16 protein-coding genes are annotated in these 19160 nt (G+C 61.7%); 14 read left to right on the top strand and 2 right to left on the bottom strand.

Going from position 1 to position 19160, the window contains the following annotated elements:
• The 10 genes from G4D79_RS08425 (at position 1) to G4D79_RS08380 (ending at position 14158) form a co-directional block, all read left to right on the top strand.
• Positions 1–1629, top strand: a complete 1629-nt coding sequence (locus G4D79_RS08425; protein WP_003939685.1) for a 4-hydroxyphenylacetate 3-hydroxylase family protein — start codon at positions 1–3, stop codon at positions 1627–1629.
• Between the two features lie 260 nt (positions 1630–1889).
• Complete coding sequence (benA, locus tag G4D79_RS08420; RefSeq protein WP_099697110.1) at positions 1890–3287, top strand: benzoate 1,2-dioxygenase large subunit; 1398 nt, start codon at positions 1890–1892, stop codon at positions 3285–3287.
• Between the two features lie 11 nt (positions 3288–3298).
• Entirely contained in the window at positions 3299–3808 is a 510-nt protein-coding gene (gene benB / locus G4D79_RS08415; RefSeq protein WP_003939939.1) for a benzoate 1,2-dioxygenase small subunit, read from the top strand.
• A gap of 31 nt (positions 3809–3839) precedes the next feature.
• Positions 3840–5393: a benzoate 1,2-dioxygenase electron transfer component BenC gene (gene benC, locus G4D79_RS08410; RefSeq protein ID WP_099697111.1), complete on the top strand. Its 1554-nt coding sequence runs from the start codon at positions 3840–3842 to the stop codon at positions 5391–5393.
• On the top strand, positions 5390–6172 hold the full coding sequence (locus G4D79_RS08405) for a 1,6-dihydroxycyclohexa-2,4-diene-1-carboxylate dehydrogenase (RefSeq protein ID WP_007729779.1): 783 nt from the start codon (positions 5390–5392) through the stop codon (positions 6170–6172). The genes benC and G4D79_RS08405 overlap by 4 nt, the downstream gene beginning before the upstream one ends.
• Positions 6173–6216: 44 nt before the next feature.
• Entirely contained in the window at positions 6217–7602 is a 1386-nt protein-coding gene (locus G4D79_RS08400; protein ID WP_047271892.1) for an aromatic acid/H+ symport family MFS transporter, read from the top strand.
• Positions 7599–10301 (top strand): helix-turn-helix transcriptional regulator, encoded by a 2703-nt coding sequence (locus tag G4D79_RS08395; protein ID WP_007729783.1) that lies wholly within the window; start codon positions 7599–7601, stop codon positions 10299–10301. The genes G4D79_RS08400 and G4D79_RS08395 overlap by 4 nt, the downstream gene beginning before the upstream one ends.
• 4 nt (positions 10302–10305) lie before the next feature.
• Positions 10306–11550 (top strand): benzoate/H(+) symporter BenE family transporter, encoded by a 1245-nt coding sequence (locus G4D79_RS08390; protein WP_054188474.1) that lies wholly within the window; start codon positions 10306–10308, stop codon positions 11548–11550.
• A 62-nt stretch (positions 11551–11612) separates the two neighbouring features.
• Positions 11613–12860, top strand: coding sequence for a zinc metallochaperone AztD (aztD, locus tag G4D79_RS08385; RefSeq protein ID WP_007729787.1), 1248 nt, complete (start codon positions 11613–11615; stop codon positions 12858–12860).
• A 764-nt stretch (positions 12861–13624) separates the two neighbouring features.
• Entirely contained in the window at positions 13625–14158 is a 534-nt protein-coding gene (locus G4D79_RS08380) for a GNAT family N-acetyltransferase (protein ID WP_099697114.1), read from the top strand.
• 88 nt (positions 14159–14246) lie between these two features.
• Here the strand turns inward: G4D79_RS08380 and G4D79_RS08375 are convergent, their stop codons facing one another.
• On the bottom strand, positions 14247–14714 hold the full coding sequence (locus G4D79_RS08375; protein ID WP_065351510.1) for a VOC family protein: 468 nt from the start codon (positions 14712–14714) through the stop codon (positions 14247–14249).
• Between the two features lie 102 nt (positions 14715–14816).
• On the opposite strand from G4D79_RS08375, the gene G4D79_RS08370 reads away from it, so the two are divergent.
• The 4 genes from G4D79_RS08370 (at position 14817) to G4D79_RS08355 (ending at position 18355) form a co-directional block, all read left to right on the top strand.
• Positions 14817–15791, top strand: coding sequence for a YafY family protein (locus G4D79_RS08370; protein ID WP_099697115.1), 975 nt, complete (start codon positions 14817–14819; stop codon positions 15789–15791).
• 122 nt (positions 15792–15913) lie between these two features.
• Entirely contained in the window at positions 15914–17119 is a 1206-nt protein-coding gene (locus tag G4D79_RS08365) for an MFS transporter (protein WP_235867753.1), read from the top strand.
• 102 nt (positions 17120–17221) lie between these two features.
• Positions 17222–17890, top strand: a complete 669-nt coding sequence (locus G4D79_RS08360) for a FadR/GntR family transcriptional regulator (RefSeq protein ID WP_042925196.1) — start codon at positions 17222–17224, stop codon at positions 17888–17890.
• 21 nt (positions 17891–17911) lie between these two features.
• Entirely contained in the window at positions 17912–18355 is a 444-nt protein-coding gene (locus G4D79_RS08355; RefSeq protein WP_232329933.1) for a hypothetical protein, read from the top strand.
• Between the two features lie 93 nt (positions 18356–18448).
• On the opposite strand, the gene G4D79_RS08350 is transcribed toward G4D79_RS08355, so the two are convergent.
• A complete protein-coding gene (locus tag G4D79_RS08350; protein WP_099697117.1) occupies positions 18449–19063 on the bottom strand; it encodes a TetR/AcrR family transcriptional regulator in 615 nt (204 codons plus the stop codon).
• Between the last annotated feature and the right edge of the window lie 97 nt (positions 19064–19160).

The raw sequence follows: 19160 nt of genomic DNA, 5'->3' as shown, positions 1-19160 counted from the left end.
ATGACGACCACCGAAATTCCTCCCACCGGCGTCGATCCCGCAGATTCCGGAGCGCCACAGGTCAATCCGGCCGCCGATTGCGAAGCCAACCGCACGAAGAACTTCGCCACCCGACCGATGACCGGTGACGAGTACATCTCGAGCCTGCAGGACGGTCGCGAGATCTGGCTTCACGGTGATCGCGTCAAGGACGTCACGACACACCCCGCGTTCCGGAATCCGATCCGCATGACCGCGAGGCTGTACGACGCTCTGCATACGGGCGAGCACGTGGACGCCTTGACCGTTCCGACGGACACGGGCAACGGCGGTGTCACCATGCCGTTCTTCCGCACTCCGACGTCGTCGGCCGATCTGCTCAAGGAACGCGATGCCATAGCGACGTGGGCTCGTATGACCTACGGCTGGATGGGCCGTTCCCCCGACTACAAGGCGAGTTTCCTGGGCACCCTCCACGCCAACAAGGAGTTGTACGCACCGTTCCAGGACAACGCCGAACGCTGGTACCGCGAATCGCAGGAGAAAGTTCTGTACTGGAACCACGCGATCATCAATCCCCCGGTGGATCGCCAACTTCCACCGGACGAGGTCGGTGACGTCTTCATGAAGGTGGAGAAGGAAACCGACGCAGGTTTGATCGTCAGCGGCGCCAAAGTGGTCGCCACCGGATCGGCGATCACGAACTACAACTTCATCGCTCACTACGGTCTGCCGATCAAGAAGAAGCAGTTCGCCCTGATCTGCACGGTACCGATGGACGCGCCGGGTGTGAAGCTGATCTGCCGCACCTCGTACACCGAACATGCTGCGGTGATGGGCAGTCCGTTCGATTATCCGCTGTCGAGTCGCATGGACGAGAACGACACCATCTTCGTCTTCGACAAGGTGTTGGTTCCGTGGGAAAACGTCTTCATGTACGGCGACGTCGACCGGATCAACGCATTCTTCCCTCAATCAGGCTTCCTGCCGCGCTTCACCTTTCAGGGCTGCACTCGCCTGGCCGTCAAGCTCGACTTCATCGCCGGACTGTTGATGAAGGCACTCGAAGCCACCGGCGCCGGCGGCTTCCGCGGAGTCCAGACCCGTGTCGGTGAGGTGATCGGGTGGCGAAACCTCTTCTGGTCTTTGACCGAATCGATGGCACGCGATCCCGAACAGTGGGTCGGCGATTCGGTGATCCCGAAGCTCGAGTACGGCCTCACCTATCGAATGTTCATGATCCAGGGGTACCCGCGGATCAAGGAGATCATCGAACAGGACGTCGCGTCGGGCTTGATCTACCTGCCTTCGAGTTCACTCGACTTCAAGAGCCCGGACGTGCGTCCGTACCTCGACAAGTACGTTCGCGGTTCCGACGGCATCACCGCCGTCGACCGCGTGAAAGTCATGAAGGCGCTGTGGGATTCGATCGGGACCGAGTTCGGCGGCCGACACGAACTCTACGAGCGCAACTACTCCGGCAATCACGAGAACGTCAAAGCCGAACTGCTGTTCGCAGCCCAGAATCGTGGACACGCAAGTTCCATGAAGGGACTGGCCGAGCAGTGCTTGAGTGAATACGACCTCGACGGCTGGACGGTCCCTGACCTCATCGGCAACGACGACGTCTCGTTCTTCAAGAACCGGTAATCCCCTCGGCAGGTAGGGCGGACTCGCGATGTCGAGTCCGCCCTGCTCGTCGTCTTCAGCAGGCATGGCCCATCAGCAGAATTCGACGAACACTGCACCCTTGGTCAGGACTAGGCAATTGCCTAGTGTGACCCGAGACACACGATGTCAAGGTGAATTCAGTACCGGACGCAGCCCCGTCCGGAAAGCGGGTCCCACCGATTTGGTCCGACAGCCCTCGGCTTTCTCGGTAGGCGCCCACTCTTATCTGGAGGACACCCATGACGGATATGTTGGATGCTGCCCGCGGCACCGACCAGTTCGCGAACATCCGCGCCGTCCTCGACGACGCGCTCGTCGAGGACCCGGAGACCGGCCGCTACCAGGTGCGGCGCAGCGTCTTCACGGACGAGCAACTGTTCGAACTCGAGATGACGCACATCTTCGAAGGCAATTGGATCTACCTCGCGCACGAGAGCCAGATCCCGAACGTCGGCGACTACTTCACCACCTACATGGGCCGTCAGCCCATCGTGATCACCCGCAACAAGGACGGCGAATTGGGTGCGCTGATCAACGCATGCAGCCACCGCGGTGCGATGCTCTGTCGCCGTAAGACCGACAACCGAACCACCTTCACCTGCCCGTTCCACGGCTGGACCTTCAACAACAGCGGAAAACTCCTCAAGGCAAAGGACGCTCGCACCGGTGGCTATCCGGAGCAGTTCAACCAAGACGGCTCACACGACCTGACCAGGGTGGCGCGGTTCGAGAACTATCGCGGCTTCCTCTTCGGCAGCCTCAACCCCGACGTGCTGCCACTCGAAGAGCACCTCGGTGACACCACGAAGGTCATCGACATGATCGTCGATCAGTCACCTGACGGACTCGAAGTTCTGCGCGGTGCTTCCACCTACACCTACGACGGCAACTGGAAGTTGCAGACCGAGAACGGTGCCGACGGCTACCACGTGTCTTCGACGCACTGGAACTACGCCGCTACCACCGCTCGCCGCACCGCCGGTGAATCGTCCAACGAGACCAAAGCCATGGACGCCGGCACCTGGGGGAAGCAGGGCGGTGGGTACTTCTCGTACGACTACGGCCACCTCCTGCTCTGGATGTGGTGGGGCAATCCCGAGGACCGTCCCCTGTTCGAACGCAAGGCGGAGCTGGAAGCTCAGTTCGGTTCCAAGAAGGCCGAATTCATGGTCGGTGCGTCGAGAAACCTCTGCCTGTATCCGAACGTCTACCTCATGGATCAGTTCAGCAGCCAGATCCGGCACTTCCGTCCGATCTCCGTGGACCAGACCGAAGTCACCATCTACTGCATCGCGCCCAAGGGAGAGAGCGCCGAAGCGCGCAGCAACCGCATCCGTCAGTACGAGGACTTCTTCAATGCCAGCGGTATGGCCACCCCGGACGATCTCGAAGAGTTCCGTTCCTGCCAGAAGACCTACCAGGCAACCGGCGCCCCGTGGAACGACCTCAGCCGTGGCGTCACACACCAGATTCCCGGTCCGAACGACGTCGCGAAGGATCTCGGCATGAATCGTGTGCTCTCGAGCGGAGCCAAGACCGAGGACGAAGGCTTGTATCCCATTCAGCACGGATACTGGCGCGACGCCATGCTTGCGGCCGTAGATGCCGAGCAAGCCGCTTCCAACCGGACCATCTGAGGACGATCACCATGACTGTCACCACCACCAATGCCGTCGCCCTCGAAACAGTGCAGCAGTTTCTCTACCGTGAGGCTCGCTATCTGGACGATCGCGAGTTCGAGAAGTGGATCGAGTGCTACCACCCCGATTCCGAGTACTGGATGCCCGCATGGGCGGACGACGGCGAGCTGACCACGGACCCGGCCGCAGAGATCTCCCTGATCTACTACCCGAATCGCGGCGGTATCGAGGACCGCGTGTTCCGAATCAGGACTGACCGTTCCAGCGCGACAAGCCTTCCCGAGCCCCGCACCGGTCACAACATCACCAACGTGGAAGTGATCGAAGAACGCGGCTTCGTCGTCGACGTCCGCTTCAATTGGTTCACGCTGTACTTCCGCTACAACACAGTCGACACCTACTTCGGCACCTCGCACTACACGATCGACTTCTCGGGCGAGCAGCCGTTGATCATGAAGAAGAAGGTAGTCCTCAAGAACGACTACATCCATCACGTGGTCGACATCTACCACTTCTGACACGACTTCCCTTCGAATCGAGCTGTTTCCCATGAGCATTCAAGCTGCGCCGACCTTTCAAGTAGCCCTGAGTTTCGAAGACGGCATCACCCGCTTCGTCGAATGCAACACCGACGAGACCGTCGCGGACGCGTCGTACCGCGCACGAATCAACATTCCGCTCGACTGCCGCGACGGAGCATGTGGCACCTGCAAATCACTCTGTGAATCAGGTACTTTCGATGCCGGCGACTACATCGAGGAGGCCCTGACGGACGACGAGGCCGAGCAGGGATACTGCCTTCCGTGCCAGATGGTGCCGGAATCTGATCTCGTGCTGCAGATTCCCACCACGTCGGCGGTCGCCAAGACCACTGCCGGTTCGTACACGTCCACCATCACCGAGATCATTCGCCATTCGGATTCCACGGTGGGTTTCACCGTCGCAGTCGACAACCGCGCAGATCTGGTCTTCCTCCCCGGTCAGTACGTGAACATCCTCGTTCCCGGAACCGAAGCGACGCGGTCGTACTCGTTCAGCTCCGGCCCTGAGGTCGAGTCGGCGTCGTTCCTGGTCAAGATCACCCCGGGTGGTCTGATGTCCGAGTATCTCAGTCAGCGCGCGCAGGTAGGCGACACTCTCGAATTGACCGGACCGATGGGTAGCTTCTTCCTCCGGTCAGGTCAACGGAGAGCCCTACTGCTTGCCGGCGGAACTGGCTTGGCCCCGCTGCTCTCCATACTGGAGAAGATGCGTACCGAAAGCTCCACTCGGCCCGTCCATCTGGTCTACGGCGTCAGCTCCGACACCGATCTCGTCGAACTCGACAAACTGCACGACTACGCGGAGTCTCTACCCCAGTTCACCTTCGACTACTGCGTATCCGATCCCGACAGCACAGCACCGAACGAGGGCTATGTCACGGGCTTGATCGAGCCCGATCACCTCGACGACGGCAACGTAGACGTCTACCTGTGCGGCCCGCCGCCGATGGTCGAAGCCGTACGTCTGCACTTCAAGGACGTATCGATCACACCCACGAACTTCTACTTCGAAAAGTTCAACAATGCGGCAGCACCGGCTGATTCACCGGCAGCCTCGGCCGAAGAATCAGCTGCCGGCCCGTACGAGATCGGTGAAGAACATCTGCCGGTCGCGGAGTCGGACGCACAGTTCGACGCTCGGATGGCACTCGAACTCGGAGCAATGGAACTCACGATCGGCCGCCTCACTCCAGCACAGTTGACGGAGTACCGCATTCTGGCGGAGAACTCGGCTGCTTCCATCGACCGCGATCACTTCACGGACGCAGCGGCATTCACCGAAACCAATGCCCTGTTCCACGACTTCCTCTTCCGCTGCACCGGAAACGAAGTGCTGCTGCAGGCATACCACCGTCTCGAGGTCACACAACTGATGAACCGAGTGCTCCGCACCGCCGATTGGGTGGACGAACATGTCGCGGAGGATCACTCACGTATCGTGAGTGCATTCGAGCAGAATGATCGCGCCGCGGCCCGTGATCTGATCGTCCAGCACAGCGAACACGCCAAGTCGACGATGCACCGCGCCATCACTGACGCTCGGGAAAGTGTGGCGTCGTGAGCACGAGATTCTTCGCCGGCCGGTTCGACGACCGGGTCGTGGTCGTCACCGGAGCGGCTCAGGGGATCGGGCGCAGCGTTGCCGAAAGAGTTTCCGCAGAAGGTGGTTCCGTCGCGCTTGTGGATCGAGCTGAACTGGTTCACGACATCGCGACACCGCTGGAGCGTTCCCATTCGGTGACCGCGGACCTCGAGACGTTCGAAGGTGCCCAGAATGCAATAGATTCCGCATTGGAGCGCTTCGGACGCATCGACGTCCTGATCAACAACGTCGGTGGGACCATCTGGGCCAAACCCTACGAGCACTACACGCCGCAGCAGATACAAGCCGAGGTCACACGATCACTGTTCCCCACGCTCTGGACGTGTCGCGCCGTACTGCCCCATCTGATCGAGCAGGCGAGCGGCACCATCGTCAACGTCTCCTCGGTCGCCACCCGCGGTGTCAACCGTGTTCCTTACGCGGCGGCCAAGGGCGGGGTCAGCGCGATCACCGCTGCACTGGCGATGGAAGTCGCACAGTACGGAATACGCGTCGTGGCAACCGCTCCCGGCGGAACCGAGGCGCCACCACGCGTCGTGGCACGCGGGCCGGGTGCCGAGACCGACGAGGAGAAGGCCTGGTACCAGCAGATCGTCGACCAGACCGTCGACTCGTCGCTACTCAAGCGTTACGGCACCCTGGACGAACAGGCTGCTGCTATCACTTTCCTTGCCTCCGAAGAGGCTTCGTATGTCACCGGAACGGTTCTGCCCGTCGCCGGTGGCGACCTCGGCTGAATCCAGCCTCCCCCGATTCCTGATCTCTCGAACGGAGATTCGCCATGTCCTCGATCGAACGTGGTTCCTGGGCCAGTGCCCGCCATCGCTCGTCAGTGTTGTGGGTGGTCACCATCGCCGCCATTGCCATTCTGTTCGACGGATACGACCTGGTCGTGTACGGCACGATCCTGCCCGTACTCATGGACGACCCCAGCCATATCGGCACCTTGACCGCATCTCAGGCCGGCGCGTTGGGTTCGTATGCACTCGTCGGAGTGATGGTCGGCGCACTGACGTGTGGAGCTATCGGCGATCACTTCGGTCGCCGAAAGATGATGCTGGTCAACATCATCTGGTTCTCGGTCGGAATGGCACTGGCAGCGTTCGCCACCAGCATCACCACCTTCGGTCTGCTGCGGTTCTTCACCGGCATCGGAGTCGGTGGGCTTGTCGCCACCGCCGGAGCCATGATTGCCGAGTTCGCGCCGCCGGGACGCCGCAATCTGTTCAACGCCATCGTCTACAGCGGTGTCCCGGCCGGTGGCGTCATGGCTTCCGTCCTGGCGATCGTTCTCCGTGATTCCATCGGATGGCGCGGACTGTTCCTCGTCGGCGCCCTGCCATTGGTGTTCCTGTTCCCACTCGCCTGGTTCAAACTGCCCGAGTCTCCCGCGTGGCTGATTGCTCGCGGACGTGTCGACGAAGCTCGCGCCATTTCCTCGAAAACCGGAATTCCATTGCCTGCCGGTACAGATCGACCCAACGACGCCGTAGCTGAGAAGGTCGGCTTCCGAGCGTTGGCGAGCAGACAATATGTCTGGGGCACCGCGCTTCTCGGCCTCATGAGCTTCGCCGGCCTCCTCCTGACCTACGGACTGAACACCTGGCTGCCCAAGATCATGGAAAACGCGGGATACAACGCGAAGGGTTCGCTCTCGTTCCTGTTGGTACTCAACGGCGGTGCCATCATCGGTGGACTTCTCGCCTCCAAGATCGCGGACGTCACCGGTCCACAGCGGGTTGTCGCAACCACCTTCGGCCTGGCCGCACTCGCCCTGCTCCTGTTCACATTCGGGTTCCCGCTTCCCGTACTCCTCGCCTCCGTTGCCATCGCGGGTGTCGGAACCATCGGTACTCAGGTTCTGATCTACGGATTCGTGTCCAACTACTATTCGACGGCCGCTCGGGCCGCAGGTGTCGCGTGGTGCGCCGGATTCGGACGTCTGGGCGGGATATTCGGGCCACTGATCGGCGGAAGTTTGATCAGCGCCGGAATCAGTTCCGAATCGGCGTTCTACGTCTTCGCCGGCATCGCGGTGATTGGCGCCATCGTCACCTTCTTCGTGCCGAAGCAAGCACCCGACCTGGGTGCCACTGCACTTCGATCCGATGGAGACCGTGCCGAAAAGGAAACCCGTGGTGAGCCCGGCGTTACGGTAGTCGGGTGACACTTCGTGACCTGTTGCTCGGCCGAGAACGCGAGCTCGCCGTTCTCGGCCGAGCCTTGGCCGCGGCAGAGACAGGAGTGCCGACTCTCGTGCTGGTCGAGGGCGATGCCGGTAGCGGTAAGTCCACTCTCGTCGACCGGTTCGCCGAAATCTCTTCCGCTCATACGCTCCGCCGCGCTCGTGGGCTGGAGTGGGAATCGAACACTGCCTTCGGAGTGATCGATCAACTACTCGAACGTCCGGTTTCCAACTCGGACCCGGTCGCCGTTGCACACGAGATCGTCGACGCAGCGGAGCAACTGACCCTGATCGTCGTCGACGATGCCCATCACAGCGATGTCAGCTCGCTTCAGGCAATCACCTCCGCCCTCCATCGAGGCCGAACGGCACCACTGCTGTTCGTCCTCGTCGCCGAGGAAACGCCGTTCCTGCGCGAGGATGTCAGGCAGATTCTCGACCTGCACTGGTCGACGCGATTGCACATCAGCCCGATCGACGCACCCGTCATCATCGACATCGCGCGCATGCGAAGCGGAATCGACCTCAGCTCCGGCGTCGCGCTTGCCCTTCAGGACTTCACCGCGGGCAACACACTCGACATCGTCTCGCTTCTCGACGAGCTGCCACCTACCTATTGGACCCAGTGGCACCGAACTTTGCCCGTCCCTCGCCATCGTGCAGTATCGATCGCCGCCGCCCTCGCTACGTGTTCGGCGGGAGCACGAACGTTGATCGAAGCCGCAGCAGTTGTCGGGCGCAGCACGACGTTGTCGCATCTTGCTCAGCTGGCCGAAATCGACGACGTGGTCGGCGCCTTGGACAGCGCCTTCGCCAGCGGCCTCCTTTCTGTCCACGAGCAGCACGGCAGCACCGAGGTGTCACTGAGCAGCACGATGGTCACGGCCGCAGTGCGCGGGGCGTTGGGACCCGCGCACTTGCATCTGCTGCACACACGCGCAGCCGAGATCGCTTGGGGAGAAGGTGAACGGCTTTTCCACCTTGCCGCTGCCAGCACCACCCATGACGAGGACCTCGCCGCCGAACTCGTTGCGTACGCATCACTACGAGCATCCGACGGCGCGTGGTCGGAAGTCGCCGACGCCATGGTCACGGCAAGCCGTCTCACCACGGCCCGAACCGAACACGAGGACCGACTGCTCCGCGGAGTCGACGCGCTGACCGGATCGGGTGACATCCCCCGCGCCATGGTCTTCGTGCCGGAGATCGAGAGTATTTCGCGCGGGCCTCTCCGCGACGCCGTCCTCGGCTACCTCGCCATCCATAGAGGGCGACCGACCGAGGCCGCCGATCTTCTGACCAGAGCGTGGGACAGCTGCAGCGTGGATCGTGAGCCAGGCATCGCTGCGATGATCGCCCAACGAATGGTCCTGCATTCTCTGGCTCGGCTCGATGGCACGGCGCTCGTCGAGTGGGTTGACCGCGCAGTCGAATTGGTGGGCCCTTCTGATCCCGCAGCAGTGGAGTCCGAAGCGATCAAGGGTCTCGGGCTCGGTGCTACCGGAAGAACCGAGAATGCGCTCGCGGCATACGCCGAACTCTCCGATCGTGTCCGCCCCGGAGCCCAAGCACAGCGCTTCCAGATGGGACGCGGATGGCTCGAGCTTGCGTTGGACCACCCGGAGTCCGCCAGACGCGACCTCGAAAGCGCTGTGTCCACAGAGTTTTCCAGTGGTTCGGCAAGAATCTCACTGTGGGCACAGGCCTGGCTCGCCCGCACTCAATTCGCTCTCGGCGCCTGGGACGAAGCGCTCTCGACCGTCGAGGGCGCCGGTGCCGAGGTGGATCGGTTCGAGATCGAGATCATCCGGCCGTTGGTCCACTGGTCGGGAGCACAGATTCACGCTCTGCGCGGCAACTGGGAACTGGCCCGTGACCATGTGCGACGTGCGTACGCCGGCATTCACGCCTACGAAATCATGTATGTTCCTGCACTTCTCGCCAGGGCCCAGGTTGCCGAGGCCGCCGCCGACTACGCCGAAGTTCTGGTGGCGCTGGCTCCGCTCACCTCGAGCAAGGCGCAACAATGGCTCGACGAGCCGGGCTTCTGGCCGTGGGTCGATCTCTACGCCAATGCATTGGTCATGGTCGGGCGAGCTGATGATGCCGACGCCTTTCTGCAACCACACGAGCAGACCGCACGACGTCGGGAGCACCGCTCAGCTGCGGCACGTCTCGGCTACGTTCGCGGCCGGATCCACGGCGCACGGGGCGAACTCGACTTGGCAAGAGAAAGTTTCGATGCTGCACTACTCGGCATCGAGACGCTGCCGCTCCCCTACGACCGAGCCCGAATCAATTTTGCCTACGGCCAAACTCTCCGCCGGGCCGGGAAACGCGCGGAGGCCGACGTCGTCCTCCGCGCCGCCCGCGAGCTGTATCACTCGTTGGGCGCCGCTACTTACGTCGAGCGCTGCGAGCGCGAACTCCGCGCGGGCGGGTTGAACCTCTCGCGGACGGAGAAGGGAATCACCGACCTGACCCCGCAAGAACGAGCCGTCGCCGACCTTGTCGCAGCGGGCAAGTCCAACAAGGAAGCTGCCGGCGAATTGTTCCTCTCCGTCAAGACCATTCAATATCACCTCACGCGCGCGTACGCGAAACTCGGACTGCGATCACGGAGCGAACTCGCGGCTTTGTTCCGCGACCGAGGGCTTTCGGATCCGCATCAGGAGAACTGAGAACATGCCGGACACTACGACGACCGCGCCCGTTCGCGTCGTCACCGAGCCACTCCCCCAACCGCTCTACGGCCCGAAGCGGGTCTTGCGCGACTTCGGCGGAACGTCCATTGCCAACGGAATCATCGGCATCGTCTTCTCGGCCACCGGGCCGGTGGCGGTCATTCTCGCTGCGGGGTTGGCGGGTGGACTGAGTCAAGCCCAATTGGCCTCTTGGCTTTTCGGTGCCTTCTTCGTCAACGGCATTCTCACCATCACGGCTTCCTGGCTGTACCGGCAGCCGCTGGCCTTCTTCTGGACGATTCCCGGAACCGTTGTCGTCGGAGCGTCGTTGGAGCATCTGCCGTGGGAGCAAGTGCTCGGAGCGTTCTTCGCGACCGGCGCCCTGATCTTGCTGTTGGGATTGACAGGGTGGGTCACACCGATCATGGCCGCATTACCCTTGCCCATCGTAATGGCAATGGTGGCAGGCGTTTTCCTTCATTTCGGAACGGATTTGGTCGAAGCGCCCGCCCACGACGCGGTGATCGCCCTGCCGATGATCGCCACCTTTGTCGCTCTGAGCGTGTTCGCCAAGCTGGGAAGATTCGTTCCGCCCGTTCTCGGCGCGTTGATCGTCGGCGTGGTCGTGATACTCGCGGCCGGAAGATTCAACTCCGCCGGCGACGCGCACGAGTGGCTGGCGCATCCGATGCTGACCACGCCAACCTGGTCTTGGCAGGCGATGATCGAACTGGTTGTACCGCTGGCGATCACAGTCGTCGTCGTGCAGAACGGCCAAGGAATCGCAGTCCTCCGCGCAGCGGGTCATCAACCGCCGATCGGGGCAGCAACGGTTGCCTGCGGTGTGTTCTCTCTCGTGAACGCGGCGGTGGGTTGTGTCTCGACGTGCCTTACCGGGCCGACGAACGCATTGCTCACGGCGTCGGGAGAGCGGACACGCCAATACACCGCCGGAATCTTCTGCGGCTTACTCGCCGTCGTCTTCGGACTGTTCGCCCCGACTTTCGTCGCGATGATGTTGGGAACTCCGACGGCATTCATCGTCACTCTGGGTGGTCTGGCCATGCTCAAGGCCTTACAGGGAGCCTTCGTGACCGCATTCGGCGGGAAATTCACCTTCGGCGCTTTGATCGCGTTCCTCGTGACGATCTCCGACATCGAACTACTCAATATCGGAGCCGCTTTCTGGGGACTCGTCTTCGGGGTCATCGCCTCGCGCATGCTCGAGCGAGCCGACTACACCTGACATGCGAATATTCGCATACTCGACTTTGACAATCATTTACATTAAGCAGTAGATCTATACCCATGCACCTCAACACCCGCATGTCGCGGCGCCTCACCCTTGCCACATCAGTAGGCCTCTCACTCGCCCTCGTTACGGGTTGCTCGTCCGACAACAAGGACTCCGCCCAGTCCGAAACCACGACCACGACGTCGGCCGCACCAACCGAACAGGCCTCGGCAACACCACGTCTCGCCGTGTCGTACGACGGCGGCGTCCTGGTGCTGGATGCAACTTCCCTCGACGTGGTCGGCGAGACCGAGATCGACGGCTTCACCCGACTCAACCCGGCCGGCGACGGTCGCCACGTCATGATCTCTGCCGGCGAAGCATTCAAGGTGCTCGACACCGGCACGTGGTCTTCGGCTCACGGTGATCATTCTCATTACTACACAGCCGATCCCGCGATGTCCGAGGTCGAGTTCGCAGCCAACGAGCCCGGACACGTCGTACGCCATGCCGGAAAGACGGTCCTCTTCAACGACGGCTCGGGACTCGTCGAGATCTTCGATCCGGCGCAGTTGGCAAAACGCCAACCCCGCGTCGAGACGTACACCACGCCAGAACCCCATCACGGCGTTGCGGTCGCACTTGCCGACGGCAGCCTGTTGACGACCATCGGAAATTCGGAGTCCCGCAACGGCATTGCCATCCTCGATGCCGACCGCAAGGAAATCCTGCGCAACGAACAGTGCCCCGGTGTCCACGGCGAAGCAGTCGCTGCCGGCGAAGCCATCGTGCTGGGCTGCCAGGACGGGTTGCTCGTGTACAAGAACGGAGCGATCACCAAGGTCCAGAGTCCGGATGCATACGGCCGCATCGGAAATCAGGCAGGCTCGGAGGAGTCGGACATCGTGCTGGGTGATTACAAGACCGACAAGGACGCCGAACTCGAACGTCCGCAACGGGTCTCACTGACCAACACGACGACGTCCGAACTCAAGCTCGTCGACCTCGGCACCAGCTACACCTTCCGCTCACTCGGCCGCGGACCACACGGAGAGGCACTGGTGCTCGGCACCGACGGCGCCATCCACGTCATCGACCCGAACACCGGCGTCGTCACCAAGAAGATCGCCGTCATAGACGCATGGACCGAGCCCACCAAATGGCAAGAGCCCAGGCCCGCGCTCTTCGTAGAAGATCACACCGCTTACGTCACCGACCCAGCGTCGAAGAAGTTGATCGCAGTCGACCTCGAGGACGGCAGCATCCTGACCGAGACCACTCTCGATCACGCCCCCAACGAATTGACCGGTGTCACCGGCTGATTCAGATCCTCACCTCAGGCCCCCATCTCACACCGAGATGAGGGCCTGAGCCGTTCTCGTGCTTCGCCTACTGACCAGGGAATCTCATACCCAGGCAATCCTCGAGGTGCTACGACGCGCGCATAAGAGAATCGAAAGCCGTTGTCGCCAGCTCTGCTGGAGCTGAGCGATGAGCAGGACCACGATTGACCGCGGCACAAGTCAGCATGGAATAACTCCGTGTGGAGGTTCGTTGGAGATGGTGTCGGTGTTCGATTCTTTGCCCCGGGTACCACCCCAGAATTGCCACTTCGAGTGGCCACTTGCCGAGAGGCGCAAGACGGGCACCGACGCGCTGGAGCCGCTGGACACCTGCAGGTGTCCGGCGGCTTCGTCGTGTCCGGGGTCGGACCTCGGTCCGTGACGGTCGAGGTCCACGGAGTCGACCGCCGAATCTGCAATAACCGAAAACGCGTGGTTTTCCTACCGGAGGGTGGACACTCGATCATGCGCCAAAGCAGCTATGACCGTCCATCTGCCGACAGGGCACTCCGATGGCTACTGCTGACATGGGGCCTCGGCAACTCTGTGGTGTGGTGGATCCACCTTTCACGGCGAGGCAGTCGCGCAGTCGAGACGTCACCGATACAGCCGGGCCCGTTCGGGGAGGCCAACTGGCTCGATATGGGAGGTTTCCTCGCATACTCCTCGGCCGCAACCTTGTTGATCATAGCGATTTGGTACGTCGCGGCCCGCAGGTGATCCGCACCGATAGAGTCCATGACATGGACGCCCTTTCACAGTCCGAACGGGAGAATTCGCTAGAGACCGACCGACTGCTTCTCCGGCCGTTCCGTGTGCCCGATGCCGTTGTCTTGCGGGAGCTCTGGGGTGAGCGCGATCCTCGTGTCCCACCGCATCGTCGGATCGATTCCGATGGTCGACCCTCCATCGGAGACATCGAGGACCAGATTCGCAGTCGCTCACACCAACCCGGTCTACTGGCGGTGGAGCGTAAAGGATCCCATGACGTCATCGGCTACTGCGGCCTGATCGAGACTGAGCACGGACCTGACGGAGAGCCTGAACTGGCATTCGAATTTCTCCGTAGGGCATGGCGTCAGGGATATGCAACTGAGGCCTCATGGGCGGTAATCCAATGGGCGCAGGCATCAGGCTATCGACGTCTGTGGGCCACGGTCCGTGACTGGAACGGCGCTTCTCGCCGTGTGCTGGAAAAACTCGTATTCGTGGCGACCGACCATGCGGAGCCTCACGAAATCCACGGGGACCTGCTGTTCACGACAAAGGCACTGTGACTGCCTCGGCGACACAGGACTCGATGCCGCAATGACGAAGGTGCTGCGACGCGGTGACTCGGAACGCGCGCCGCAGCACGGGGAGTAGCTAGGCCGGGTTTTCGCCGGCAGCGACGTCGAGGATCCACGTCACCCCGAACGCGTCGGTGAGCATGCCGAAACCGTGGCTCCACGCCGCGGCGGCAAGACCCTCGATGATCGATGCACCAGCAGAGAGTTTGGCCCAGTAGTTCTGCACCTCTTCGAGGGTTTCACCGCGAACCGAGACGAAGAACGGTTGGTCGGTGATCGTGGTGCCGTTCTCGCGGTGTGTCGAGCCTGCGTTGCCGGCCGAGCCGCCCGACTGTCCAGGGATGTCGTATGCCATCACACAGAAGCCGTCCTCTGTCTCCACCTGGCCGAACACGACGTTCTCAGCGCCGGGCACCTCCTTGGGCATCCCGAAGTCGCCGTAGGTTGCGATCGTGACCTGGCCACCGAAGACGGACTGGTAGAACTCCAGAGCCGCGCGGGCGTCTCCGCGGAAGTTGAGGTGGGTCGTTGTCTTGATGCTCATGTCTGCTCCTGGTACGAACGTCGCTCGGGTTTTCCCTGACAACGTCGACTCTCACAGCCGTATAGGACTGTTTTCGTCCTAGACTCGTCGTAGTCTCACCGCATGGCGACCACCACTCGACTCTTGAATCTGCTGTCCCTCTTGCAGACGAGACGCGACTGGCCGGGCGCTCTACTCGCCGAGCGGCTCGACATCAGCCATCGCACGGTCCGCCGCGACATCGACCGGCTCCGGGAGATGGGGTACAGCATTGCGGCGACCATGGGCCCGGACGGCGGATACCGACTCGACGCCGGCAGCGAGCTGCCACCCCTGCTGTTCGACGACGATCAGGTCATCGCACTGGCAGTTGCGCTGCAGGCGGCGACGCTGACCGGCGTCGGTATCGAAGAGGATGCGGTTCGAGCGTTGACCACTGTGCGGCAAGTGATGCCGTCGCGTCTGCGCCATCGCCTCGACGCGCTCAGTTTCACCACGATTTCGGCCGGTTCCGGCGACGCAGACTCCGTGTCCCCAGAGGTGCTCGTAGCGATTTCCGCTGCAGTCCGCGCTCGCGAGGTGTTCCGCTTCGATTACTCGAACGACCACTCAACCGACAACAGCGAAATAACACCCCCGCGCCGAGTGGAGCCGCATCATCTGGTGACCTCCAAGCGTCGCTGGTATCTCGTCGCGTGGGATCTCGCGCGAGACGACTGGCGAATCTTCCGCGCCGATCGCATCACCCCACGCACCCCGAACGGTCCCCGGTTCACGCCGAAGGAAATCCCCGGCGGCGACGTCAGCGAATACGTGTCCGCGCGCTTCAAAGGATCGGAACATATCAACAAATGGCCGTGTCACGGCAAGGTCGTTCTCCATCGACCAGCCAGTTATGTTCTTCCCTTTGTCGGGGACGGCATCGTCGAAGATCTTGGCCCCGAGCAGTGCAGTCTCGAAGCCGGATCATGGTCTTGGACGGCGCTGGCAGCCTCCTTCAACCGATTCGACACCGACATCGATGTCGTCGGCCCGGCAGAACTTACCCACGCTTTCGCACAACTCGCCGCCCGCAACGCCGCGACTGCTGAGAGTTAGTCAGTCGTCTCGAATGAGATCCAGGTCTCCAACGCAACCGTGCGCCCGCGGGTTCGTGATAGCTTTCAAGTCCTCAGAGGACCTGAGGACTTGAAGACCTGAACGAAGGGATGCCCAAGGAGATGAAGAAGGGGCAAGTTGCATTTCTCACCGGCACACACGTCGTGAACGATCTGTACCAGGGGGCTGTGCCTGCACTGTTGCCGTTCATGATGCTCGAACGCGGATATTCCTATTCCGCGGTCGCCGGAATCACGCTCGCCGCGACCGGACTATCCAGTGTCGTGCAACCTGCATTCGGCATGCTGGTCGATCGAAAGAGCCGAAACTGGCTGGTACCCACAGGTTTTGTGACGGCCGCAGCAGGCATTGTCGTGGCAGCGATGAGCACCACCTACATCGTCACTTGGCTGGCAATTGCCGTGGCCGGCATCGGCATCGCCGCATACCATCCTCCCGCCACAAATTTGGCACGCGCGGCTGGAGGTCATTCACAGAAAGCCATGAGCGTGTTCTCCGTGGGCGGTACGTTGGGCGCCTCGCTGGCGCCACCGTTTGTCACGCTCGTGGTTGGCTCACTCGGTTTGTCCGGCGGCTATCTACTCGCAGTTCCTGCAGTGGTGGCGGCTATTTGGTGGATGGTCGCCCAGTCGCGATCGGCCAACACGGGTGCGGCCGAATCAGCCCAGTCGTTGAGTGCGCAACTGGCAGCGAACGGTCCCGTGTCAGACGATTGGCGCTCGTTCACACGACTCGTGCTGGTAACGGTCTGTTGGTCAATTCCGTACGTGACCACACTGTCGTTGGTCTCACCGTTCGTGCTCAACGCACTGAACGGATCGTCCTCGAGCGCTGCAATCGTGTTGTCCTCCTTCACATTGGCAGGAGCGGCCGGAACGCTACTGGGAGGAGTCCTCGCGGACCGTCGTGGTCGACGCGCATCCATCCGACTCGGCTACCTGCTTGCGGTACCTTCACTGGCACTGCTCGCTGCCGCCCCGCACGTAGCAGTTGCCGAATTGGGAATCGTCTGTCTCGGATTTGCTATGTTCCTGCCCTTCGCGCCACAGGTGACATTGGCGCAGGACTACCTACCGAATCGCCCCGGCACAGCAAGTGGGGTGACGCTCGGACTCGCGATGTCCGTGGGGGGCATCGCATCTCCGCTGTTCGGCTACCTGGCAGATCACTTCGGACCGCGCATGGCGATCGGGGCGACAACTGCAGTGCTGTTCGTCGCCGCCGTCATCGCATTCACCTTGCACGATCGACGCCTCGACCCGGAAGACGAGACGGAGCGCGAACTGGACGTCATCGCCCTTCGATAAACCATAAGACGGCCCCGTAGTCTGAAGATTCATCGGAGGACATGAAGTATTACTCGGTGAGCCGCTCCATTGCGGTTCACCGAGTCAGTCAGGAGCAGTCACATGGCAGTGCGCCAGATCAAGCAGCAGTCGCTGGTACAGAAAGCCGCGGACGAACTTGCGCGCCTCATCGGCGACGGCGAGTGGCCGGTCGGGACCAAAATCCCGAACGAGCAGGATCTGAGCACACTCCTCGGAGTCGGGCGTTCGACCGGCAGAGAGGCAGTTCGCGCACTGATTGCGTCGGGCCAGCTCTACTCGCATCAAGGGTCCGGCACCTACGTCATGTCCTCGACACCGGTCACAGAACTCGAGCGAGAACTCAAACGCTCGGACCGCCGCGAAGTCTACGAAGTACGCAGACTCCTGGAAGTGGAAGCGGGCCGCCTGGCTGCCATTCGCCGAACTTCGGCCGACGTCGATCTGTTACAGGCAGCACTCGAAGCGCGTGAAAATGCCTCGACACCAACAGAATTTGTCGACGCTGACATGGAACTACATCGCGCCGTGGTGAATGCTGCGCACAACAGCGTGCTGTCGATGGTGTTCGATTCATTCATCGAAACCCTCCGCAACTCGGCCCTGGACGTGATCACCGACGTCGCGGCGCGAGACCCCGAATCGATCGACGACGAAGCCGCTGCCCACCGAGATCTAGTGGAAGCCATCGTCGCGGGTGATGCCGACGCTGCCAGCGCGGCAACGCGCAGGAACATGGACGGGCTCGACTGACCCTCTCTATCGTTGTCAGGCATGACGTCCACATCGCTCCCTCCACGGGGTCTCCGGATCGGTCTGTCCGCCATCGCGTGGCTAAACCTGCTCTCTGCGCTCGTAGGAATGGCGGGCCTGACGATCGGCGGCGGGATGGGCCTGCCTCCTGAGTGGATCGAGGGAACCGTCTTCCCTTCATATTTCTGGCCCGGAATCCTCCTCGGCGTTGTCGTCGGAGGCATCCAGGCCGCCGCGCTCTTCGCTCAGCACAACAGGTTCCGTCTGACGTGGGGCCTGCACGCCGCCGCCGGCCTGACGATGATGACCTGGATCTTCGTCGAGATAGCCATGATCCTGGCCTGGTCGCCGCTGCAGGGCATCTTCTTCACCACCGGACTCGTCCAGACAACCCTCGCCGTCCTTGCACTCGGCGCCTGGCCCCGCCCCTTCCTTCAACGAACCGACAGCCATCACGGTCAGTGACGAATTATATTGGGATAGAAGGTCACTAGGACCGACCTCGATGCTCTCCATCACCCAATCCAGCTCGACCCACGACCAACAACTGAAATCTGTTCAGCCGATGAGGTCTTTCGAGAAGTTCAGCGAGTCGAAAGACCTGTTCGCTACAAGTTCCAATTGCCTCTGTGTTGCACCGTCTCGGGCGCGCTGAGACATGCCTTGGATGACTACGCCGATGAACTCGGCAAGGTCCTCGGGATCGGAGTCAGCGGGCAAGAGTCCGTTGGCGATATCGGCTGCGATCCTCTGCGACAGCAATACCACGTTGGCATTTCGCATGTCGCGCAATCGGTTTGCTATGTGACGGTTGGCGTCGGTCACGCTGACCGCCGCGCTGATGATCAGACAACCACCCGGACAAGACTCGTCGGTGTAATGGGACGCCGCGTCGTTCAAGAGGCGGCGAATCAATTCGGATGCCTCGCGCTCTTCGGCGAACGCCCGGTCCATGAAGTCGCCGCGAGTGGCGTTGTAGTGATCGACGGCGGCAAAGAACACTCCTTCCTTGCCGCCGAAAGCGCTGTAGAGACTCGGTGGATTGATCTGCATCGCAGCAGTCAACATGGCAACGGATGTCCCCTCGTAGCCGTGCTCCCAGAAGGCATACATCGCCTTGTCCAAGGCCGCGTCTACGTCGAACTTCCGCCCTTGTCCCGGCACCCCGGCCATGCAACCTCCCAATTCCGCAGCATCTACCGATCCAAATGTGATCTATTCTACTCTTGTAGCGATCACTATGCGAATGTCCTACTGTTCTCCTCGAAAG

It is taken from the genome of Rhodococcus sp. WY5 (assembly GCF_018588185.1).
Classification (GTDB): Bacteria; Actinomycetota; Actinomycetes; order Mycobacteriales; family Mycobacteriaceae; genus Rhodococcus_F; species Rhodococcus_F qingshengii.
Note: the sequence above shows the minus strand (reverse complement) of the source record. Positions and strands in the feature narration are given on the sequence as shown.